Source organism: Agrobacterium rosae (genome assembly GCF_002915175.1).
Taxonomy (GTDB): Bacteria; Pseudomonadota; Alphaproteobacteria; order Rhizobiales; family Rhizobiaceae; genus Agrobacterium; species Agrobacterium rosae.
In genome coordinates this window covers 513,361-533,901 of sequence record NZ_NXEJ01000006.1, presented here as the reverse complement: position 1 = coordinate 533,901, position 20,541 = coordinate 513,361, and the positions used below count along the sequence as shown (strand labels likewise).

The 20,541-nt window shown below is 57.9% G+C and carries 24 protein-coding genes; 21 read left to right on the top strand and 3 right to left on the bottom strand.

The features are described from left to right. Positions 1-47 precede the first annotated feature (47 nt). The 7 genes from CPJ18_RS13885 (at position 48) to rarD (ending at position 6,051) form a co-directional block, all read left to right on the top strand. Positions 48-788, top strand: coding sequence for an SDR family NAD(P)-dependent oxidoreductase (locus CPJ18_RS13885; protein WP_077122226.1), 741 nt, complete (start codon positions 48-50; stop codon positions 786-788). Between the two features lie 212 nt (positions 789-1,000). Further along, positions 1,001-2,386 (top strand): cysteine--tRNA ligase, encoded by a 1,386-nt coding sequence (gene cysS, locus CPJ18_RS13880; protein WP_103658974.1) that lies wholly within the window; start codon positions 1,001-1,003, stop codon positions 2,384-2,386. Positions 2,387-2,697: 311 nt separating this feature from the next. Then, positions 2,698-3,066, top strand: coding sequence for an endonuclease domain-containing protein (locus CPJ18_RS13870; RefSeq protein ID WP_103658972.1), 369 nt, complete (start codon positions 2,698-2,700; stop codon positions 3,064-3,066). Beyond that, the gene (locus CPJ18_RS13865; RefSeq protein WP_103658970.1) at positions 3,063-3,539 is read left to right on the top strand and encodes a GFA family protein; all 477 of its coding nucleotides are present in this window, start codon (positions 3,063-3,065) and stop codon (positions 3,537-3,539) included. Before CPJ18_RS13870 ends, CPJ18_RS13865 begins: the two co-directional genes overlap by 4 nt. Then, complete coding sequence (locus CPJ18_RS13860; protein WP_103658968.1) at positions 3,536-4,000, top strand: GFA family protein; 465 nt, start codon at positions 3,536-3,538, stop codon at positions 3,998-4,000. The genes CPJ18_RS13865 and CPJ18_RS13860 overlap by 4 nt, the downstream gene beginning before the upstream one ends. Positions 4,001-4,010: 10 nt before the next feature. Continuing rightward, entirely contained in the window at positions 4,011-4,967 is a 957-nt protein-coding gene (pip, locus tag CPJ18_RS13855; protein WP_103658966.1) for a prolyl aminopeptidase, read from the top strand. 169 nt (positions 4,968-5,136) lie between these two features. Further along, entirely contained in the window at positions 5,137-6,051 is a 915-nt protein-coding gene (rarD, locus tag CPJ18_RS13850) for an EamA family transporter RarD (protein WP_103658964.1), read from the top strand. Between the two features lie 10 nt (positions 6,052-6,061). Here the strand turns inward: rarD and CPJ18_RS13845 are convergent, their stop codons facing one another. Next, positions 6,062-6,682: an LOG family protein gene (locus tag CPJ18_RS13845; protein WP_077122233.1), complete on the bottom strand. Its 621-nt coding sequence runs from the start codon at positions 6,680-6,682 to the stop codon at positions 6,062-6,064. Between the two features lie 155 nt (positions 6,683-6,837). Here CPJ18_RS13845 and CPJ18_RS13840 point away from each other — a divergent pair, with 155 nt between their 5' ends. The 6 genes from CPJ18_RS13840 to CPJ18_RS13820 all read left to right on the top strand — a co-directional run bounded on the left by CPJ18_RS13840 (position 6,838) and on the right by CPJ18_RS13820 (position 14,537). Then, positions 6,838-8,907, top strand: coding sequence for a LysM peptidoglycan-binding domain-containing protein (locus CPJ18_RS13840; RefSeq protein ID WP_103658962.1), 2,070 nt, complete (start codon positions 6,838-6,840; stop codon positions 8,905-8,907). A 120-nt stretch (positions 8,908-9,027) separates the two neighbouring features. After that, on the top strand, positions 9,028-10,914 hold the full coding sequence (locus CPJ18_RS13835; protein WP_103658960.1) for an ABCB family ABC transporter ATP-binding protein/permease: 1,887 nt from the start codon (positions 9,028-9,030) through the stop codon (positions 10,912-10,914). A 150-nt stretch (positions 10,915-11,064) separates the two neighbouring features. Then, positions 11,065-11,763 (top strand): phosphatidylserine decarboxylase, encoded by a 699-nt coding sequence (locus CPJ18_RS13830; RefSeq protein ID WP_103587628.1) that lies wholly within the window; start codon positions 11,065-11,067, stop codon positions 11,761-11,763. Positions 11,764-11,787: 24 nt separating this feature from the next. Continuing rightward, on the top strand, positions 11,788-12,645 hold the full coding sequence (locus CPJ18_RS13825) for a CDP-alcohol phosphatidyltransferase family protein (RefSeq protein WP_077107157.1): 858 nt from the start codon (positions 11,788-11,790) through the stop codon (positions 12,643-12,645). A 181-nt stretch (positions 12,646-12,826) separates the two neighbouring features. Beyond that, on the top strand, positions 12,827-12,961 hold the full coding sequence (locus CPJ18_RS27465; protein WP_281063041.1) for a hypothetical protein: 135 nt from the start codon (positions 12,827-12,829) through the stop codon (positions 12,959-12,961). Positions 12,962-13,238: 277 nt separating this feature from the next. Next, entirely contained in the window at positions 13,239-14,537 is a 1,299-nt protein-coding gene (locus tag CPJ18_RS13820) for a GGDEF domain-containing response regulator (RefSeq protein WP_103658958.1), read from the top strand. 12 nt (positions 14,538-14,549) lie between these two features. Here CPJ18_RS13820 and CPJ18_RS13815 read toward each other — a convergent pair whose 3' ends face one another. Further along, the gene (locus CPJ18_RS13815) at positions 14,550-15,311 is read right to left on the bottom strand and encodes an SOS response-associated peptidase (protein WP_103658956.1); all 762 of its coding nucleotides are present in this window, start codon (positions 15,309-15,311) and stop codon (positions 14,550-14,552) included. A 3-nt stretch (positions 15,312-15,314) separates the two neighbouring features. Then, on the bottom strand, positions 15,315-15,638 hold the full coding sequence (locus CPJ18_RS13810; RefSeq protein ID WP_103659142.1) for a YnfA family protein: 324 nt from the start codon (positions 15,636-15,638) through the stop codon (positions 15,315-15,317). A gap of 117 nt (positions 15,639-15,755) precedes the next feature. Here CPJ18_RS13810 and CPJ18_RS13805 point away from each other — a divergent pair, with 117 nt between their 5' ends. The 8 genes from CPJ18_RS13805 (at position 15,756) to CPJ18_RS13770 (ending at position 20,533) form a co-directional block, all read left to right on the top strand. Further along, positions 15,756-16,436 (top strand): glutathione S-transferase family protein, encoded by a 681-nt coding sequence (locus tag CPJ18_RS13805; RefSeq protein WP_103658954.1) that lies wholly within the window; start codon positions 15,756-15,758, stop codon positions 16,434-16,436. 37 nt (positions 16,437-16,473) lie between these two features. After that, entirely contained in the window at positions 16,474-16,893 is a 420-nt protein-coding gene (locus CPJ18_RS13800; protein ID WP_103658952.1) for an NUDIX hydrolase, read from the top strand. A 59-nt stretch (positions 16,894-16,952) separates the two neighbouring features. Continuing rightward, positions 16,953-17,378 (top strand): TIGR02301 family protein, encoded by a 426-nt coding sequence (locus tag CPJ18_RS13795; RefSeq protein ID WP_103659141.1) that lies wholly within the window; start codon positions 16,953-16,955, stop codon positions 17,376-17,378. A gap of 104 nt (positions 17,379-17,482) precedes the next feature. Further along, a complete protein-coding gene (locus CPJ18_RS13790; protein WP_077107164.1) occupies positions 17,483-17,740 on the top strand; it encodes a hypothetical protein in 258 nt (85 codons plus the stop codon). A gap of 14 nt (positions 17,741-17,754) precedes the next feature. After that, entirely contained in the window at positions 17,755-18,483 is a 729-nt protein-coding gene (locus CPJ18_RS13785; protein WP_103658950.1) for a hypothetical protein, read from the top strand. A 72-nt stretch (positions 18,484-18,555) separates the two neighbouring features. Next, positions 18,556-19,404 carry a CAF17-like 4Fe-4S cluster assembly/insertion protein YgfZ gene (gene ygfZ / locus CPJ18_RS13780; RefSeq protein ID WP_103659140.1) on the top strand — a complete coding sequence of 283 codons (849 nt, stop codon included), beginning with the start codon at positions 18,556-18,558 and terminating at the stop codon, positions 19,402-19,404. Positions 19,405-19,406: 2 nt separating this feature from the next. Next, a complete protein-coding gene (locus CPJ18_RS13775) occupies positions 19,407-20,018 on the top strand; it encodes a YfbR-like 5'-deoxynucleotidase (RefSeq protein ID WP_167397896.1) in 612 nt (203 codons plus the stop codon). Further along, positions 20,015-20,533 (top strand): tyrosine phosphatase family protein, encoded by a 519-nt coding sequence (locus CPJ18_RS13770; RefSeq protein ID WP_077122244.1) that lies wholly within the window; start codon positions 20,015-20,017, stop codon positions 20,531-20,533. The genes CPJ18_RS13775 and CPJ18_RS13770 overlap by 4 nt, the downstream gene beginning before the upstream one ends. Positions 20,534-20,541: the final 8 nt, after the last annotated feature.

Here is a 20,541-nt window from a genome sequence, read left to right as displayed (position 1 = left end):
TTTGGAGAAGAGGCCGGATCACAAGGTTCGGCGGGGGATTTTAAAGCATGACGACAGACCTTAAAGGCCGCATCGCGCTCGTTACCGGCGCTTCCCGTGGCATCGGCTATTTCACGGCGCTGGAACTGGCAAAAGCAGGCGCGCATGTCATTGCCTGCGCCCGCACGGTTGGCGGTCTTGAAGACCTGGATGATGCGATCAAGGCTGCGGGTGGCACGGCGACGCTGGTGCCTTTTGATCTGGCAGACATGAATGCCATCGATGCGCTCGGTGCTTCCATCAACGCGCGCTGGGGCAAGCTGGATATTCTCGTCGCCAATGCCGGCGTTCTCGGCGTCATCTCCCCTGTCGGCCACATCGAGGCCAAGGTGTTCGAAAAGGTGATGACCATCAATGTCACCGCCACGTGGCGGTTGATCCGCTCTGTGGAACCGCTGCTGTTGAAATCCGATGCTGGCCGCGCCCTTATCCTGTCATCCGGCGCGCCACATTCCTGTCGCCCGTTCTGGGGCGCTTACTCCACCTCCAAGGCCGCCGTCGAAGCGCTTGCCCGCACATGGGCAGCGGAGACGGAAACGACCGCGTTGCGCGTCAACAGCATCAATCCGGGTGCCACCCGCACGGCCATGCGTGCGCAGGCCATGCCCGGTGAAGACCCAGATACCCTGCCACACCCATCCGAGATCGCTGCTGCTCTCCTGCCGCTGGCTTCGGCAGAGGTGACAGAGACCGGCAAGATTTATGTTGTCAGGGACCGTAAATTCGTGAGCTACCGCGCGCCGGAGTGAAGGCACAGATTGGTGCGACGCCCAAGCACCAATCGCTCTTGACCAAATCCGCTTGCCGTTTCATAAGGCAAGCCATGAAAACGATGATCTCCTGCTGTTGCTGAGTTAAATTTTGCTGGTCTCACACCCGGCCAGATCGTTTTCGTCTCCCGAAAGGTCAAAAGCAGACAAACGTTCCGGCTGGGGAAACTGATTGCCCTTGAGGAAGAGCCATGTCCTTGCGCCTGAAACTCCACAACACACTGACCCGCGAAAAGGCTGAGTTTCAGCCGATCGATGCCGATAATGTGCGCATCTATGTCTGCGGGCCGACGGTGTATGATTTCGCCCATATCGGCAATGCGCGGCCCGTCATCGTCTTCGACGTTCTCTATCGCCTGCTGCGCCATGTCTATGGCGATGCGCACGTTACCTATGCGCGCAACATCACCGACGTCGATGACAAGATCAATGCGCGGGCGCTGCGCGATTATCCGAACCTGCCGCTGAACGACGCCATCCACGCGGTGACGGAAAAGACGGCGCAGCAGTTCCATGACGACGTCGCCATGCTCGGCTGCCTTGAGCCAACCGTCGAGCCCCGCGCCACCGACAATATTCCTCAGATGATCGAGATCATCGAAAAGCTGATCGCACGCGGCCACGCCTATGTCGCCAGCGGCGAAGTGCTGTTCGATACGAAATCCATGAGCGATTACGGCCAGCTTTCCAAGCGTCCGCTGGATGAGCAGCAAGCTGGCGCGCGTGTCGCAGTCGAGGTCCACAAGAAAAGCCCTGGTGATTTCGTGTTGTGGAAGCTGTCTGGCCACAACGAGCCGGGCTGGGAGAGCCCGTGGGGTCGCGGTCGTCCGGGCTGGCATATCGAATGCTCCGCCATGGCGGGGCGTTACGTCGGCGAGGTCTTCGATATCCACGGCGGCGGGCTGGACCTGATCTTCCCCCACCACGAAAACGAAATCGCCCAATCCCGTTGCGCCCACGGCACGCATGTCATGGCCAATGTCTGGATGCACAACGGCTTCGTGCAGGTCGAAGGCCGCAAGATGTCGAAATCCGACGGCAACTTCATCACCATTTACGAGCTGCTGCATACGGAAAAATTCGGCGGCCGCCAATGGCCGGGCGAAGTTCTGCGTCTGGCGATGCTGATGACGCATTACCGGGAGCCGATTGATTTTTCGGTGAAGCGGTTGGAGGAAGCGGAACGCCTGCTGGCCAAGTGGCCTGCCGCCGATGTTGGTGATGCCGAGCCGGATCAAGCCGTGCTGGATGCCTTGGCGGACGACCTTAACACGGTGGCTGCGGTGCAGGCTCTGCATGCGCTTGCCCAAGCCGCCAATGCCGACCCGGAAAAGCTGACGGCCTTTGCAGCGAGTGCGGCGCTGCTGGGTGTTCTGCCGAAAAAGGCAGAGGTGGATGGGGCCATTGCCGACGCCATCGACTCGCTTGTCGCCATGCGGCTGGAGATGCTGAAGGCTAAGAATTTTGCGGAGGCGGATCGGATTAGGGACGAGCTTTCTGCGAAGGGCATTCAGTTGAAGGACGGTAAAGATAAGGTGAGTGGTGAGCGGGTGACGACTTGGGAGATTAGGCGTTAGGGTTTGGGCTGTCGTTCCACGAGGGATCGGAGGGTGTGGCTTACCCCCCTCTGCCCTGCCGGGCATCTCCCCCACAAGGAGGGAGATCAGCTGGGCGCTCTGACACCACTTCACTCTCGACGCCAGAGATGGCCGAGAGGTCGCCGCGAGTCGATCTCCCCACCTGTGGGGGAGATGTCCGGCAGGACAGAGGGGGGTGAGCCACACCCTCCAGCCTACAATGAAGCTGACGCAACCATTGCTATAATCGGCTTGCGATTTTTTGCTCATTGAACCAATCTTCGGCTGAAAACCAAAGCCGCGAGCCAACTATGCCCCACGCTGACGTAAAACCGCAGCATCGCGCATACGCGCGGCAAATGCGAAAGGCGATGACGGACGCAGAGCTTAAACTCTGGAATGCTATTCGTGGGCACCGTTTGGAAGGGATGAGTTTCCGGCGGCAAATGCCAGTTGCAGGATATATCGTTGATTTCGCCTGCTCAGATCATCGCCTCATTATCGAAATAGATGGCTCCCAACATACGCAGGATGCGGCCATTATGTACGATGATGAAAGAACCGCGCGACTTCAAAAAGATGGCTGGACCGTCATCCGTTTTTGGAACCACGACATTCTGAGCGACATCGACAATGTCTGTCTCCACATCGTCAGAACAATCGGGGAGCACCGACCATGACGATCCACACCGGCGGATGCCAATGCGGTGCGATCCGTTTTCGCGTCGAGGGCGATCTCAACGACAGTTCCATCTGCCATTGCCGCATGTGCCAGAAGGCGTTCGGGGCTTATTATGCGCCGCTGGTTTCCGTGCGTGGTGCCGACTTCACCTGGACGCGCGGCGAGCCGAAGCGGTTTCGGTCTTCCAGTGTGGTGAGCCGTGGGTTTTGCGGCGATTGCGGTACGCCGCTGACCTATGAGGCGCCTGACGGTATGGCGGTTGCGGCAGGGGCGTTCGATGATCCCCAGGCGTTTCCGCCATCTATCCAGTGGGGTGTCGAGCGCAAGATCGAGTTTGTGGATGGCCTCCACACCCTGCCAGCCGTGCCGACGGAAGATGATTTGACGTCGGTGGACTATCTGGCTGATCTGACATCCTATCAGCACCCAGACCACGATACGCAGGCATGGCCACAGGAGAAAGACAGATGAGTGATGCGGGTTATTCCGGCGGTTGCCAGTGCGGCGCGGTGCGGTTTCATGCGGGCAAGATTGGCCGTCCTTCCATCTGCCATTGCCGCATGTGCCAGAAACAGTTCGGCAATTTCTTCGGGGCGTTGGTCACGGCGGATCAGGCGCATCTGACATGGACGCGCGGGCAGCCGAGCCTTTTCCGCTCGTCTGCGAAAATCCATCGCGGCTTTTGCAACAAATGCGGCACGCCGCTGACCTATCATCACCCCGGCGGCGTGGAGATCGCCATTGGTGCCTTCGACCATCCGCAGGAGATCGAGCCGCAGGTGCAAGTCAACGCCCATATGCAGATGCCGTGGATCAAGACGCTGTTCGACAAGCCACATGCGCAGCAAAGTCTGGATGAGAGCACGATGGTGTCTTACCAGCACCCGGACCATGATACCGAGGTTTGGCCGCCAGAAGACAGTGTGAATTAAGGAATACAGAATGAGTGACACCTTGCGCAGCTTCTATCCAGAGATCGAGCCCTTCGAGACCGGCATGCTGGATGTGGGCGATGGCCATGTGATCTACTGGGAGCGCGTCGGCACGAAGGGCGGCAAGCCCGCCGTTTTTCTGCATGGTGGCCCCGGCGGCGGCGTCAACCCGACGCACCGGCGCGTGTTCGATCCTGCCCTTTACGACGTGATCCTGTTCGACCAGCGCGGCTGTGGGCGCTCCACGCCACATGCATCTCTGGAAGCCAACACCACCTGGCATCTGGTGGCGGATATGGAGAGGCTGCGGGAAAAATTCGGTTTCGAGACATGGCAGGTGTTTGGCGGTTCATGGGGTTCGACGCTGGCGCTTGCGTATGCGCAAACCCACCCGCAGCGCGTGAGCGAACTGGTTTTGCGCGGCATCTACACGCTGACGAAACCGGAGCTGGACTGGTACTACCAGTTTGGCGTCTCCGAAATGTACCCGGACCGTTGGGAAACCTTCATCGCGCCCATTCCCGAGGCCGAGCGCCATGAGACGATGGTGGCCTATAACCGATATCTGACCGGCACCGACGAGACGAAAAAGCTGGAATGCGCCAAGGCATGGAGCCAGTGGGAAGGTGCAACGATCGCACTCGTGACCGATCAAAGCCGTGTGGATGATTTTGGCGAAGAGCAATATGCCATCGCCTTTGCGCGCATCGAAACCCATTATTTCGTCAATGCGGGCTGGTTCGAAGACGGCCAGTTGCTGCGCGATGCGTATAAACTCAGGGATATCCCCGGCGTCATCGTCCACGGTCGCTACGACATGCCCTGCCCGCTGAAATATGCCTGGCAGCTTTCCAAGGCGTGGCCGAAGGCTGATCTACACATCGTGGAAGCCGCAGGCCATGCCCTCAGCGAACCCGGTATTCTCGATCAGCTTATTCGCGCCACGGATCGGTTCGCGGGTAAGTAACGTCAATCTTTACAACGTCGTAGCTGCGCCGCCTGACATTCTGATTCAGGCGACGTATCCATTTTTTCAGCAGATGAAGCTTTTTTCATCAGATCCTTCACGCAAATGAATTGGTATATCACGTGAAAGAGGAATAGGCCGGTGCTTTCCTATTCAATTGGCGGCTCCCATGGCAATGAACCAGACAATTCCCGCACCACAATCGGGCGATAGCGCCCGTGGGTTTGCATATGCCTTCATTGCCTACATTCTGTGGGGCTTTCTGCCGTTTTACATGAAGGCGGTGGCGCATGTTTCGCCGCTGGAAGTCATCGCGCACCGCGTCATCTGGTCCGTGCCGATTGCAGCCGCCGTGCTGATCGTGCTGGGGCGCACGGCCGAAATCAAAAAGGCGCTGACCACGCCGCGTATGCTGGTCATGGCCTGCCTGACGGCAACCATCATCAGCATCAATTGGGGCGTTTATATCTGGGCCATCGGCTCCGGACGCGCACTGGATGCGGCGCTGGGTTACTTCATCAACCCGCTGTTCAGCATTTTCCTTGGCGCTGTGCTTTTGAAGGAAAGATTGAGCCGTGTGCAGATGGTCGCAATCGCGCTGTCGGCATCCGCCGTCGCCTTGCTGACATGGCACGCGGGCAGCCTGCCCTGGGTTTCCGTGGCGCTGACCGTATCCTGGGGTTTTTACGCCTTCTTCCGCAAAACACTCCCGATCGGACCGACGCAGGGCTTCCTGCTGGAGGTGCTGCTGCTGACCCCTCCGGCCATTGCCTTCATCGTCTATCTCATGAGCACCGGTCAGGCGCATTTCATGGCGGGAACGCCGGCAGATACGTGGTTGCTGATTGCCAGCGGTATCGTCACCGCAACACCGCTGATCTTCTATGGCAATGGCGCGAAACTGCTGAAGCTCTCCACCATCGGCATCATGCAGTACATCGCCCCGTCGATGATCTTCATCATCGCCATTTTTGTCTTCCATGAGCCGTTCGACACGGTTCGCCTCATCGCCTTCATCATGATCTGGTCGGCACTGGTGATCTACACAGTGCCGGGGCTGATCCGTGGGAAGGTTGCAAAGTAAGCGTCAGATCTCAAAGCTGAGAGATGACCGACTGATCGCCTTCAGGGTTTTGCTGCGCCTTGGCGCGTTCTATGATGGCGGGAACGATGTTTTGCGTCTCGTCGATTACCAACGGGTTCAGCAGATGGGCGCGGTGGATGAAGCCCTGATCGCGCATATGGCGGATCAGTTCCAGCATCGGGTCCCAGAAGCCGTTGATATTGGCGAAGACCATGGGCTTGGCGTGGCGGCCAAGCTGCGCCCAGGTCATGATCTCGACGATCTCTTCCAGCGTGCCGATGCCGCCGGGCAAGGTGACGAAGGCATCGGAGCGCTCGAACATCATGTGCTTGCGCTCATGCATGTCCTTGGTGATGATCAATTCGTTCAATTGTCCGAGAGAATGGCGTGTGGCCTCCATATCGACCAGAAATTCCGGTATGATGCCGGTGACTTCGCCGCCGCTGGACAGGACGCCGCTTGCGACGGCACCCATGATGCCTTTCGTGCCGCCGCCATAGACGAGGCGAATGCCGTTTTCGGCGATGGATTTTCCGAGAAGGCGTCCCGCTTCCATATAGGCCGGATCACGCCCGGGCTGGGAACCGCAATAAACGCAGATGGATCGAATCGGTGTATTTTCTTCAGTCATGGCACGAGGGAACTATGGGGCAGCCGATCCGTCAAGAAAATTTGGGGACTGACAGCCCGGAAACACAGCTTTTGCAGGGGGTGCCGCTTGTGCGCGCACGACTTAGACGCTAGCTATCGCAACGTAAAGACAAGAACGTTACCCGGAGATAGACAATGAACAATAAAAGGGCCGGACTGCTGGCGCTTATCGTGCTGGGCGTCGCGACGCTGCTCATGGTCTTCTTCGTTCTTCCACGCATGTCCAGTGACGACAAGCCGATTGGTGATGTAATCAATCAGGCTGGCAACGACGTCAAGAACAGTGTGGAAATGGGTGGCGAAAAGGCGGGCGATCTCTTGTCTGACGCCGCCAAGGACACGGAAAACGTGGCCGAAAAAGTCGGCCGGCTGGCGGAATCGGCAAACCAGTCCATCAAGGATATGACCGGTCGCTTCGCGGACAACAAGGTGCCTTCCAATGAAGAGTTCGCCGCTGCCCGAAAGAAGGTCGAGGACTCGCTGAAGGAACTCGACAACGTCGCCATTCCCGAATCTCTGGATGAGACCACCTCGCGACTGATTACGACGGCGCGCACTGCGGCTGAAAGAACAATTGCCTTCCTGCGTGGCCTGCCTGCGGATGCATCCGCTGCTGCAGCTCAGGTCCGTCGTCTCGGTGGCGTCTTCGCTGGCACCGATGATGGTGCACCGGTTCCGGAAAAGCCTGCGACCGCGCCAACACCTGCGGCTCCCGCCCCTGCCCCGGCCTCGACCCCCGCAGACGCGGCAAAGGTGCCAACCTTCGATGTCCTTCGTGTCGAGCCGAATGGCTCCGCCGTCATCGCTGGCAAGGCCGTGCCCGGCTCCAAGCTCGAAATCGTCAACAATGGTCAGGTGATTGCCCAGACGAAGGTCGAAGGAAGCGGTGATTTCGTTGCCGTCCTCGACAACCCGCTCAAGCCCGGTGACCACGAAATTATTCTTCGCTCTACCGGCACGGATGGCAACGCGGTGCAGTCTCAGGAGACCGCCACGGTTTCCGTACCTGCGCAGAAAAACGGCGAGCTGCTTGCCATGGTAACCACACCCGGCAAGGCAAGCCGCCTGATGAGCGTACCGGAAGGCGCGCCCGCTACAGACACTGCGCAGGCCACGCCTCCAGCGACAGCGGTGCCTGCACAGCCACAAACGACACCTGCCACGCCGGCGCAAAACGGCACGACGACGGTGTCGCCAAGCCAAACGCCTGCGGCCACGCCATCTGAAACGCCGACCATTCGTGTTCTGGCTGTGGAATTCGAAGGGTCCAAAATCTTCGTTGCGGGCTCTGCGCCTGCCGGTGCAGCCGTTCGGGTTCTCGTGGATGACAAGCAGATCGGCAACGGCAAGGCAGAAGCGTCCGGCAGTTTCGTGATCGAAGGCGATGTCGATCTCTCGGTCGGCAATCACATCGTGACCGCCGAAGCACTGGATGCGGCTGGCAACGTTACCGTTCGCGTGCGTGTGCCATTTGCGCGTCCCGAGACAGATCAGGCAACCGTTGCCATGCAACAGACACCGGCTCAGCCATCTGCCCCTGCAAATGGCACCGCTGCACAAACGCCTGATGTGGTCAGCGACCGCTCGGCCTTCGAAGCATTGCGCATCGATGTGACCAAAGCATTCTCCATTCTTTCGGGGCTCTACAAGGACGGCAACACGCCTGCTCTGGAAGAGGTTGCCGCTGCAAAATCTGCGACCGCAATTGCCCTGCGCTCTTTGTCCGAGTTCCGCACTGCCGCAACTGCGGATGCGGCGTTTACGACTTTCGCCGGTGACATTGCTGCCAAGGCGCGTGCGCTGTTTACCATCATCGATGGATTGCCAAACAATGTTGCGGCGGTTGGCAAGCAGATTGCCGGATTGGCGGATCGCTTCGCAGAACTGAATGCGCCAGCACCTGCTTCTGCCGATGCCTCTTCCGCTCAGGCCCAGGCCCAGGCACCAACGACGGGTCCGAAGACATTCGAACAGGCACCGCTTGCCCATAGCGATAGCGCCGTGATCATCCGTCGTGGCGATACGCTGTGGCAGATTTCGCGCCGCGTTTATGGCCAGGGCGTGCGTTACACGACGATCTATCTTGCCAATCGGGACCAAATCAAAAACCCCGACCTCATCGAGCCGGGCCAGATTTTCGGTGTTCCCGAGAGTGCCTTGCCGAATGCGGAAGAACTGCACCGCAAGCGCATGATGGGTCGCTGATCTCAGCGCTGCCAGGCATTGCAATCGTGTGATGTCACCATTATTTAACGTCAAGACGGCGGCCCGGATCAGCGGGCCGCCGTCTTGCTGTCTGCACTCTGGCAGACACCGGAGCATGTTATGACCGACCAGAAAAAGACGATTTCAGCGGATGCGGGAAATCCGCTGCAGACCATCATCAACCTGTGGCCGTACATGTGGCCGCAAGGCAGGCCTGACCTGAAGATGCGCGTGGTCTGGGCAACCTTCTTCCTCATCCTCGCCAAGTTCGTGCTGATCTCTGTTCCCTACTTCTTCAAATGGGCAACGGATGCGCTGAATGGCAAGCTGGATATGGCGGGTCTCTTGCCCGTTTTCCTGCTGGGTGCCGTGGTGCTGGTCATTGCCTATAATCTGACGCGCCTCATCCAGATCGGCTTGAACCAGTTGCGCGACGCGCTGTTTGCCAGCGTCGGCCAGCACGCGGTTCGCCAACTTGCCTACAAGACCTTCGTGCATATGCACCGGCTGTCGCTGCGCTTCCATCTGGAGCGCAAGACAGGCGGCCTTTCGCGCGTCATCGAGCGCGGCACGAAGGGCATCGAAACCATCGTCCGCTTCACCATTCTCAACACCGCGCCGACGTTTATCGAGTTTCTGCTGACCGCCGTCATCTTCTGGCTGTCCTACGGCTTCTGGTATGTGGCGGTCACGGTCATCACCGTATGGGCCTATATCTGGTTTACGGTCAGGGCCAGCAACTGGCGCATCGGCATTCGCCGCTCCATGAACGACAGCGACACCGACGCCAACACCAAGGCGATCGATTCTCTCTTGAACTTCGAAACCGTCAAATATTTCGGCAACGAACAGATGGAGGCCAATCGTTTCGATGCCTCCATGGCGAAATACGAGAAGTCAGCCACCGCCATCTGGACGTCGCTCGGCTGGCTCAACTTCGGCCAGGGCGTGATTTTTGGCATCGGCTCGACTGTGATGATGGTCATGTCGGCGATGGCTGTGCAACGCGGCGAACAGAGCATCGGTGATTTCGTTTTCATCAATGCGCTTTTGTTGCAGCTTTCGGTACCGCTGAACTTCATCGGCTTCGTCTACCGCGAAATCCGCCAGGGCCTGACGGATATCGAAGAGATGTTCGACCTGCTGGAAGTCCAGGCGGAAGTGGTGGATGCGCCGGATGCGAAAGAATTACAGATCGGCACCGGTGCGCTCTGTTTTCGCGATGTGCGCTTTGCCTATGACCCGGAGCGGCCTATTCTCAAGGGCATTTCCTTCGATGTTCCCGCAGGCAAGACGGTGGCCATCGTTGGGCCGTCGGGGGCCGGAAAGTCCACGCTGTCGCGTCTTCTCTACCGCTTTTACGATATCCAGGATGGCTCGATCACCATCGATGGCCAGGATATTCGTGGCGTGACGCAAAAGAGCCTGCGCTCGGTCATCGGCATGGTTCCACAGGATACGGTGCTGTTCAACGATACGCTGGCTTACAATATCCGTTATGGACGGCCGGATGCGACGGAAGCGGACGTCTTTGCGGCGGCAAATGCGGCACAGATCAGCGGTTTCATCAGCAAGTTGCCGCATGGCTACCAGACCATGGTGGGTGAGCGCGGCTTGAAGCTTTCCGGTGGAGAGAAACAGCGCGTCGCCATTGCCCGCACGATTTTGAAGGCACCGCCCATTCTCATTCTCGATGAGGCGACCTCGGCGCTGGATACGCATACGGAACAGGAAATCCAAAGCGCATTGGATGTGGTGTCGAAAAACCGCACCACACTCGTCATCGCCCACCGCCTGTCGACCGTTATCGGTGCGGATGAGATCATCGTTTTGAAAGACGGCATGATTGCCGAGCGTGGCACACATGTCTCCCTCATCGCGTCCGGCGGACTCTACGCCTCCATGTGGAGCCGTCAGCGCGAAGCCATTCAGGCCGAGGAACGGCTGCGCGAAGTGCGTGAGAAAGACGATCTGGGTGTCGTAGACCGTGGAGAACCAGCGCATTGAGCGGTATAACCCGTTGCGCGCAAGCGGAACACATTGCCCGTGACACGGTTTGCCTGTAGTCACCTATGCGTGTTTTATCGCGTTAGAACATGTATATCGGCGTCAAACAATTATATATGCAGCGATAACCAATTCGGAGAAGAAAGATCAATGAACCTGTTCGACACCATTCGTAACACCATCGTGCCGATCCATAAGGAAGGTTATGTTTTCGTCGCCGCCTTCTTCATCGCATCGCTGGTGCTTGGCTGGATAGCCGAACCGCTTTTCTGGGTCGGCCTCGTTCTCACCCTCTGGTGCGCCTATTTCTTCCGCGATCCTGAGCGTGTAACGCCGCAGGATGACGACCTCATCATCAGCCCTGCCGATGGCAAGGTCTCTGCCGTGATGACCGTCGTTCCACCGCTGGAGCTGGAACTCGGCAAAGAACCGATGGTTCGCATCTCCGTTTTCATGAACGTCTTCAACTGCCACGTAAACCGCGCACCGGTGCGCGGTCGCATCATCAACGTTGCCTATCGCCCTGGCCTGTTCCTCAATGCCGAAGTCGACAAGGCTTCGGAAGACAATGAGCGCAACGGCCTCGTCATCGAGACCGCACATGGCAAGGTCGGCGTCGTGCAGATCGCCGGTATGGTTGCCCGCCGCATCGTCTGCTGGGTCAAGCCGAACGAGCCTGTGGATGCCGGTGAGCGCTTCGGCCTCATCCGTTTCGGCTCGCGCCTCGACATCTTCCTGCCGGAAGGTTTCCAGCCACGCGTGTCCGTTGGCCAGACCGCCATTGCCGGTGAAACCGTTCTGGCGGAATTCGGCTCGGCCAAGGGCCCGCTCGTCAGCCGTCGCGGCTGATAGAACGACAGGGAGGCAAGCGCCATGGAAACGCCGACGTCTGAACCAAGCATCAACGGCAAGCCAGAGATTGACACGGATGGTGGACGCGGGCCGCGTTTGCGGGAAATCCCGCTGCGTCTCGTCATTCCCAATCTCGTTACAGTTCTTGCCATTTGCGCAGGTCTGAGCGGTGTTCGGCTGGCCTTTGAGGGCCGGTTCGAACTGGCGGTGGCCATGGTTCTGCTGGCTGCGTTTCTCGACGGTGTCGATGGCCGCTTGGCGCGCATGATGAAGGCAACGTCCAAGTTCGGCGCGCAGATGGATTCGCTGGCCGATATCGTCAATTTCGGCGTCGCCCCTGCCCTCGTCGTTTATGCCTATCTGCTGGATCAGGCTCGGTCTCTCGGTTGGATTGCCGCCCTCATCTACGTTATCGCGGCGGGCCTTCGCCTGGCGCGGTTCAACGTCATGATCGAGCGTGAAGTCAAAGCACCCTGGCAGAACGAATTCTTCGTCGGCGTACCTGCCCCCATGGGCGCGATGCTGGTGCTTCTGCCCGTCTATCTTGGCTTCATCGGCGTCGAGGCCGGCAAGACATTTGCCTACATCTCCGCTGCTTACACTGTATTGATCGCTTACTTCCTCATCAGCCGTTTGCCGGTCTGGTCCGGCAAATCCGAAAGCCGCATTCGCCGCGATCTGGTGCTGCCCGCTATCCTCATCGTCGTGCTGTACGTCGCGCTATTGATGAGCTTCACATGGGAAGTGCTGGTTCTGACGGTTCTCGCCTATCTGATCTTCCTGCCGTTCAGCGCTCGCCTCTGGCACAAACGCTTTGGTACACTGACGATTGAGGATGTTCATGATGACCACGGCGGCGGTATGGACCGAGGCCTTTAGTTCGCTCGGACAACCGCCAGCTTCATTGCGGCAGTATAATGTCTGTGGGTGAACACGAAATGTCGCAGTCTGCAATTTTCAATTGATTAAAATTGCCTCGAATTCGTCACGATTTCCTTCGAGAGAGGTTATCAGCAACGCAGTCAGATCGACGCGTTCAAGGGGAACTTCGGAGACTGACATGAGCGAGACGAAAAACACCGAATCGGCGGCAAAGCCTGATCTTAACAGCCACTACAGACCACTCGGTCTCAAGGCGGTAGCAGCCGCTGCGATGATGCTGACACGCAAGCCGAAAGAGTCAAAGGCGGCCTGATCTTTAGCGGTATTCGCTCATAAGCTGACCAGAACTGGCACCCTTCGAGGTGCCATTTTTATTGGCCGGTTCACACAGCCGTAAACTCGATATGCGCTATTTCATCGTAAAAATTGGGCTCTTCACGAAAAAGTAAAACAGACTAAATACATATTAAATTTTACAAATCGCGACGCCTTTTCGGATGATTGTTTCTTCACTGTTTGCTGCAACTGAGCTTTTCAGCTTAACGAAAACAATGACTCCGCAATTCGTTTTCAGAAGTTGAGACCAGGTCATGCAGGATAAAATTCTTCTCATCGAAGATTCCGTTGCTCTATCCATCTTGCTCAAAAACAAACTTACAGACGATACGGCAGCTGAGATTTTTCACTGCGAGAGCCTGAAGGAGGCCTCCGGCCTGCTGACGCAGCACAATTTTACCCTGGCATTGACCGGGCTGACAGTTGCCGATGCGCCGAACGGTGAAATCCTAAATCTGCTGGAAAAGCACAAGGTCCCCACCATCGTCTTCACAGCGACAGTGGATGAAAAAGCGCGGCAGCATTATGCCGAGAAGAAAATCATCGACTACATCGTCAAGGACGGACGCCGTACGGTGGATACAGTGGTCAAAACCGTGGAGCGGATTTTGACCAACCGTCAATTTTCCATTCTCATCGTCGATGATGCCAAGGCTGCGAGATCAAGTCTCGTGGAAATTTTGACGCGGCAGAATTTCAGCGTGCGCGAAGCCCATTCGGGCGCACAGGCGCTGGACATACTATCCGGCGATTCCTCAATCCAACTGGTGATTACCGACTACTACATGCCTGACATGGACGGTTATGAGCTGACGCGGCTCATTCGTGCAAAACGTTCCTCCGAGGATATTCGGATCATTGGCGTTTCTTCTTCCACAGACAGGATGCTGTCCGCACACTTTCTCAAGGCTGGCGCATCGGACTTCATTTACAGGCCCTTCGTACCCGAGGAGTTGCAATGTCGCATCGACAACAATGTCGAAACCCTGAAGCAACTGATGCGGCTGCGTGAACTTGCGGAAAAGGACCACCTGACCGGTCTGCCCAACCGGCGCTCATTCTTCGAGCAAGCGGATGTCCTTCTCAACGCATTGAAAAACAGTGACGGGACGATCAGTAGCGGCGCCGTCGCTATTCTGGATATCGATCACTTCAAGCAGATCAACGATACATTTGGCCATAATGCCGGTGATAAGGCGCTCAAGAAACTGTCACAGCTGCTCTCCAGCTTCTGCGAGCCGCAAGACCATATCGTCGCCCGTATTGGCGGCGAGGAATTTGCGATCTTCCTCAAAGGACTGGACGGCGAGAAAGCGCATGCTTTTTGTGAGCGCTTGCGTATGGAAGTCGAGAGCAACGGCAAAGCTTTGAGCGGTACGGATATTGCGCTCACGATCTCCGTGGGCGTGGTGGAGGTTGAAACGGGCGGCTCCATCGACCACCAACTGACGGCAGCCGACCAGTTGCTTTACGTTGCAAAAGCCAATGGGCGAAACCAGGTCTATTCCGACGTCACCATTCGCAGCGAAATGCGCGAAATCGACCGGCGATAACGGGTTTCTCGCTCAGAACAACGACATTTGCGCATCGTCTCTGGGCGCTTGTTTTGGTGCGGGAGCCAGCACTTCCGCCACCGGCTCAAGCAAATCGGCACCTGTATTGGCGACCTTGTTGACCTTGTCAGACACCGGGATCATCTCGAAGAAGTCCTCGTCGGCTGCTTTCATCAGATCAAGGATTTCGCGCGGCTCTTGCGTTTTGCAATCCAGCCACCGGCTGAAGTCCTCGGGTGAGATCACCACCGGCATGCGGTCGTGAATGCGCGCGATGGAGCGATTTGCGGATGTGGTGAGGATTGCGCCGGTATCTACCTCCGAACCATCGGCAGAGGACCATGTCTCCATCAATCCGGCGAAGGCAATGATGCCGCCTTTTTTGGGCTTGATGTAAAAAGCCTGCGGCTTTCCACCTTCATCCTTGGCGGGTCTGCGCCATTCGTAAAATCCCGTAGCGGGAATGAGAACGCGCCGGTGGCGCATGGCGGCGCGAAATGACGCCTTGCCGATGGCCGTTTCGGACCGGGCATTGATCAGCAGCGGAAATTCCTTGGGGTCTTTCACCCAGCCGGGCATGAAGCCCCATCGCACCAGCATGGCCTGCCGGTTGGGCAGATTGCTGCCCGGTTCAGGCTGCGTGCCTTCGAGCACGATGAGAATGGGCTGGGTCGGCGCAATGTTGAACCGCGCCGGAAAATCCTCCAGCCCGATCAGATCCAGATAGTCCGCCACCTCTTCCGGCGAAGCATTCAAGACAAACCGCCCGCACATGACTTAACCTCTCGGTCCAAAAAGAATGAGCGATGCACCCGCCAGACAAACAACGCCGCCCGCCACATCCCAACGATCCGGCACATGTCCTTCCACACTCCACAGCCAGATCAATGAGGCAACAATATAGATGCCGCCATAAGCCGCATAGGCCCTGCCCGCCGCCTCTGTCGGTACCAGCGTCAGCAACCACGCAAAAGCTGCGAGCAAAACCATCCCCGGCAAAATCCACGCGCCGGATTTTTCCATGCGCAGCCACGCCCAGAATGCAAAACATCCGGCGATCTCGGCAAGCGCTGCGGCTGCGTAGATGAGGTAGAGTTTCATTCCGTTTTCCAGCCAAACGACAGTGTGGAATTTTCGATTCCTTTGGCGCATCATATCGGAAGCAATCCGATATTGAATGCCGCGTCTTGAAGACCATCACTTATTGGAACTGGTACCATGACCCTTACGCTCTACCTTCATCCGCTCTCATCCTTTTGTCACAAGGCTCTTGTTGCGCTTTACGAAAACGAGACGCCTTTTGAAGCAGTTACGGTCAATTTTGGTGATTCCGAATCAAGAGAGGCGCTGTTTTCGCGCTGGGCCATTGGTAAAATTCCCGTGCTGCATGATAGCGCCACCGGCATGGATATTCCGGAAACCAGCATCATGATCGAATATGTGCAGCAGCACTATCCGGGTGCGGCGCAGCTGTTGCCCGTGGATGCGGAGCAGGCGTTGCAGACGCGGCTGTGGGACCGCTTTTTCGACCTTTACGTCCATATGCCGATGCAGAGGATCGTCGGGGAGCGGCTGCGTCCGGCCGATTGCCTTGATCCGCACGGCGTTACGGAAGCCTTTGCGATGCTGGACAAGGCCTATGCCGTGCTTGAAAAACACATGACCGGAAGGCTGTGGGCGGGCGCTGATCATTTCTCCATGGCGGATTGCGCGGCATCGCCTGCTCTGTTTTACGCGTCGATCCTTCATCCGTTCAAAGATGACATGCCGAACACCAAGGCTTATTTCGAGCGACTGATGGAGCGCCCTTCGGTCAGGCGCACGATTGCCGAGGCGCGGCCCTATTTTCAGTATTTTCCCTACAACGATAAGATGCCGCCACGTTTCCTGCAAGGTTGAGCGCATAATGGCATGCATAACCTTATAAGGACACTGCATGCCCCTGCCCCAACCTGCCTCTTCCGCAATCGTCCGACGTGGTGATCGTGTGCTGCTCGTGCGGCGCATCAACCCGCCATCACAGGATATGTTCGCCTTTCCCGGCGGTCGCGGCGAGCCCGGAGAAACACCTGAAGTGACGGCGCTGCGTGAACTGGAGGAGGAAACCGGCATCATTGCCCGTCATCCACAGCTTTTCGCGACCTATGATCTGCCAAGCCATGACGCCGACGGACATTTGACGAGCCATTTCTTCCTTTCGGTCTACACTGTGGAAGCGGATGCTGAAGCCGCTGTGCTGGCGGCAGATGATGCTGCGGATGCGGGCTGGTACACGCTGGAGGAAATCCGCAGTCTGCCCGCGCCTGACAGCGTTGTGGAATGCGCTGAACGTTTGCTGGGCCAGTTGCAATGCTGAGCAGAATCGCGGCTAGTTGTGCACACGTTGTCGAAACGACATGTCGGGTAATGCGTAAACTGATGAAACCACGGATTTTGCTCTCACTGCTTCTGGGTCTCGGCATTGCCTTGCCGATGACATCTCAGGTTGGTGCGCAGCCGTCGGTAAAATCCGTTGCACCACCGCCGGCCAACAAGCCTGCCCCTTACGATAACCAGATGGCGCGGCTGTCTGAAATACTGGGTGCGGTGCAATATCTGCGCACGATTTGCCCGGCCTCCGGTTCGGAAGAATGGCGCAAGGCGATGAACGATCTGCTGGTGGCGGATACCGCCAGCGAACCGGAGCGCAAACAACGCATGACGGCCGCTTTCAACCGCGGATACCGCACATTTGCAGCGGTCCACACCACCTGCACGTCGGCTGCAATTGCGGCGGAAGAGAAATACCGTATCGAAGGGGCAACACTGGCGCAAGAAATCGCGTCTAGGTTTGGAAATTAGAGGTTTATTAACCTCTTTTGGCCGCAGGCCGTGCCGTTTTGATAAAAGACTGTTAGAGTTGTTAACAGGGTGGTAACGAGTTGCCTGCCTGTCGAGGATGAAAGATGCAAACAAGCCGTAACGAAATCCACGATATGATCGTGCATGAAAAAATGCAGGTCGCTCTGGAACATCAGAACGAAGCATGGGCCGATGGTATGGCCGATGGCATCGAGCCGGAGATCATCGCAGACGCCGCTATTGCTCTGGCCATGCGCGAAACCGTCCGTATGCATGGTGAAGCAGGCGCTGAAGCCATGCTCGAATCGCTGCGTCAGCGGATGCTCGAGGGCGAATTCTCCCCTCACCGTATTATTCAGTAAGCCGGAGTTCAGTCATGTCTTGCTTTAGCAAGGGGCTTTTGCGCTCTTCTGCCGCGCTTTCCTTGATGTTGTCGCTGGCCGTTGCCAGCGTGCCCCATGGTGCCTTTGCGCTTTCCGAGCTTCGCCCGGCACCGGACGCGGCAAGTGAGAGCGAAAAGCCCGCCGACAAGCAGCAGCCCGTTGAACCGGAAGCAGTGGAAGGCGATTCGGACGGCATTCCCCTGCCGGATCCTCTGGTGAACCGCTCATCCGGACAGCAGGCCGACGCGCCGCAGATTTCCGCACAGATCGAACATGATATCAGCAAGGCACCGGAACCCGTGCGTCGCCTGCGCCAGCTCATCATCGATGCCGCTTCCACCGGCGACATCGAAAAGCTGCGTCCGCTCGTCAATACCGGCCCCAGCCAGGCCCGCGTGGATGGCGACAACGGCAATGACCCGATTGCCGCTCTGAAAAGCTTTTCCGGTGATCCAGACGGGTTGGAAGTGCTCGCCATCATCATCGACCTCCTCTCCACAGGTTATGCACGGGTCGATGCTGGCACCCCAGATGAAATGTATGTCTTCCCCTATTTCGCTGGAAAGTCGCTGACGACGCTGACACCGCCGGAAAAGGTGGAGTTGCTGCGCATCATCACGGCAGGCGATTTGGCCGACATGCAGGAATATGGCAATTACAGCTTTTACCGCATCGGCATCTCGCCTGATGGCCAGTGGAAGTTCTTTAGCGCCGGTGACTGAAGTCACAACGCTTGCCGTTGGTGGTTAAAGACCTTAACTGTTCGGGGTAAACCAACCCGAATGGTAAAGCACATGTCCTCCGCATTCCTAGTAGACCGCGCATTCATTCATGTCTCCGGCACCGGAGCCACGGATTTCCTGCAAAATCTGATCACGCCCGATCTCGACTCACTACCTGAAAGCGAAGCACGCGTCGGCGCGCTGCTGACGCCGCAGGGCAAGATCATGTTCGAATTTGTGATCTGGCGGAATGGTGAAGGTTACGTTCTGGAAACGGGCGCGGACCAGCAGGACGCGCTGCTGCGTCGCCTGACCATGTACAAGCTGCGCGCGCCGGTGGATTTGAAGGCGGACGAAGCCAAGGGCGCAAGCGTATTCTGGGACGAAGCCGCACCCGAAGGTGCCATCAAGGATAGCCGTTTTGCCAAAGCTGGCGTCGAACTCTACCGGCTGCCCGGTTCTGCCGCCTCTGGCGAAGCCTCCCCCTATGATGCCCTGCGCGCCGCAAACGGCATCGTCGTCGCCGGTATCGATTACGCGCTGAGCGACGCCTTTCCGCATGATGTGCTGATGGACGTGAATGACGGCGTGTCGTTCAAAAAAGGCTGCTTTGTCGGTCAGGAAGTCGTCTCGCGCATGAAACATCGCGGCACGGCGCGACGCCGCGTGGTCATCGTGACCTCCGAAGCTGAACTCCCCGCTACCGGCACGGAAATCGTCGCGGGCAGCAAGCCTATTGGTACACTCGGCTCTGTCAGCGGAAAGCAGGGTCTGGCGATCATTCGCACGGATCGCGCCGCAGATGCCATGGCATCTGGCACGGATATCACCACCGGCGGCATCGCCGTGACCGTTGCCCTGCCCGCATGGAGCGGCCTCACCTTTCCCGCTGTCGATCCGTCAGCCACTTCGGAAGACTGAGCGTGGCGACGTCTAAGACACCCCGCGCATGGCAGCGCATGCTTTCCGGCAGGCGGCTGGACCTGCTGGACCCCTCACCGCTCGACGTGGAGCTGGCGGATATCGCCCATGGTCTTGCCCGTGTGGCGCGCTGGAACGGCCAGACGCGCGGCGACCATGCCTTTTCGGTTGCGCAACACAGCCTGATCGTCGAGACGGTCTTTTGCCGGATGAACGCCGCTGCCACGCCTGACGATATGCTGATGGCGCTGCTGCATGATGCGCCCGAATATGTCATCGGCGACATGATCTCCCCGTTCAAATCCGTGGTGGGTGGTGGCTACAAGAGCGTGGAGAAGCGGCTGGAAGCCGCCGTGCACCTGCGCTTTGCCCTGCCGCCGCATGCCAGCCGCGATCTCAAAGACCGCATCAAGAAGGCGGACACTGTGGCCGCCTATTTCGAAGCGACCGAACTTGCCGGGTTTTCCATGGCTGAAGCGCAGAAGTTTTTCGGCCTGCCGCGCGGTATTACCAAGGACATGATCGAGATAGACCCCGTGCCAGCCCTTGAAGCCCAAAGCCGCTTCATCGACCGCTTCGAGGCCATTGATGTGCTGCGAAAGGGCAAGGCATGAGCCAGATCGTTGTTTGCCCTCTTTCGCGTATCGCGGAAATGGCCGTGCGCCATAAGTCGCGGGAAATGGTGACGTTGATTGCCAAGGAGCAGGCCTTTCATCGCCCTGCTGTGATTTCCGCAGACCGGCATCTGACGCTGCAAATGAACGACATAACCTTCAAAGGCACCGACAAGCTGATTGCGCCTGACGATCTGCACGTTCAGCAACTGATCGATTTCGCCCATGGCTGGGATCAATCGGCCCCGCTGCTGATCCATTGCTGGATGGGCGTTTCCCGCTCCCCGGCTGCGGCCATTATCGTCGCTCTTGCGGTTCAGCCTGAGCAGGACGATGCGGCCCTTGCCGCACGGCTTCGCACCGTTTCCCCCTATGCCACACCCAATGCCCGCATCATTGAAATCGGCGACCGGTTGCTGGGTCGTGGCGGTGCGCTGATTGCCGCGATCAAGACGATTGGGCGCGGTGCGGATACGGATGGCAACGTGCCCTTCGTGTTGCCGGTTCTGGCGTAACCGCGAAA

Coding starts and splice junctions, on each gene's coding strand:
- CPJ18_RS13885 (WP_077122226.1), top strand. CDS start 48: ATGACGACAGACCTTAAAGGCCGCATCGCGCTCGTTACCGGCGCTTCC.
- cysS (WP_103658974.1), top strand. CDS start 1,001: ATGTCCTTGCGCCTGAAACTCCACAACACACTGACCCGCGAAAAGGCT.
- CPJ18_RS13870 (WP_103658972.1), top strand. CDS start 2,698: ATGCCCCACGCTGACGTAAAACCGCAGCATCGCGCATACGCGCGGCAA.
- CPJ18_RS13865 (WP_103658970.1), top strand. CDS start 3,063: ATGACGATCCACACCGGCGGATGCCAATGCGGTGCGATCCGTTTTCGC.
- CPJ18_RS13860 (WP_103658968.1), top strand. CDS start 3,536: ATGAGTGATGCGGGTTATTCCGGCGGTTGCCAGTGCGGCGCGGTGCGG.
- pip (WP_103658966.1), top strand. CDS start 4,011: ATGAGTGACACCTTGCGCAGCTTCTATCCAGAGATCGAGCCCTTCGAG.
- rarD (WP_103658964.1), top strand. CDS start 5,137: ATGGCAATGAACCAGACAATTCCCGCACCACAATCGGGCGATAGCGCC.
- CPJ18_RS13845 (WP_077122233.1), bottom strand. CDS start 6,682: ATGACTGAAGAAAATACACCGATTCGATCCATCTGCGTTTATTGCGGT.
- CPJ18_RS13840 (WP_103658962.1), top strand. CDS start 6,838: ATGAACAATAAAAGGGCCGGACTGCTGGCGCTTATCGTGCTGGGCGTC.
- CPJ18_RS13835 (WP_103658960.1), top strand. CDS start 9,028: ATGACCGACCAGAAAAAGACGATTTCAGCGGATGCGGGAAATCCGCTG.
- CPJ18_RS13830 (WP_103587628.1), top strand. CDS start 11,065: ATGAACCTGTTCGACACCATTCGTAACACCATCGTGCCGATCCATAAG.
- CPJ18_RS13825 (WP_077107157.1), top strand. CDS start 11,788: ATGGAAACGCCGACGTCTGAACCAAGCATCAACGGCAAGCCAGAGATT.
- CPJ18_RS27465 (WP_281063041.1), top strand. CDS start 12,827: ATGAGCGAGACGAAAAACACCGAATCGGCGGCAAAGCCTGATCTTAAC.
- CPJ18_RS13820 (WP_103658958.1), top strand. CDS start 13,239: ATGCAGGATAAAATTCTTCTCATCGAAGATTCCGTTGCTCTATCCATC.
- CPJ18_RS13815 (WP_103658956.1), bottom strand. CDS start 15,311: ATGTGCGGGCGGTTTGTCTTGAATGCTTCGCCGGAAGAGGTGGCGGAC.
- CPJ18_RS13810 (WP_103659142.1), bottom strand. CDS start 15,638: ATGAAACTCTACCTCATCTACGCAGCCGCAGCGCTTGCCGAGATCGCC.
- CPJ18_RS13805 (WP_103658954.1), top strand. CDS start 15,756: ATGACCCTTACGCTCTACCTTCATCCGCTCTCATCCTTTTGTCACAAG.
- CPJ18_RS13800 (WP_103658952.1), top strand. CDS start 16,474: ATGCCCCTGCCCCAACCTGCCTCTTCCGCAATCGTCCGACGTGGTGAT.
- CPJ18_RS13790 (WP_077107164.1), top strand. CDS start 17,483: ATGCAAACAAGCCGTAACGAAATCCACGATATGATCGTGCATGAAAAA.
- CPJ18_RS13785 (WP_103658950.1), top strand. CDS start 17,755: ATGTCTTGCTTTAGCAAGGGGCTTTTGCGCTCTTCTGCCGCGCTTTCC.
- ygfZ (WP_103659140.1), top strand. CDS start 18,556: ATGTCCTCCGCATTCCTAGTAGACCGCGCATTCATTCATGTCTCCGGC.
- CPJ18_RS13770 (WP_077122244.1), top strand. CDS start 20,015: ATGAGCCAGATCGTTGTTTGCCCTCTTTCGCGTATCGCGGAAATGGCC.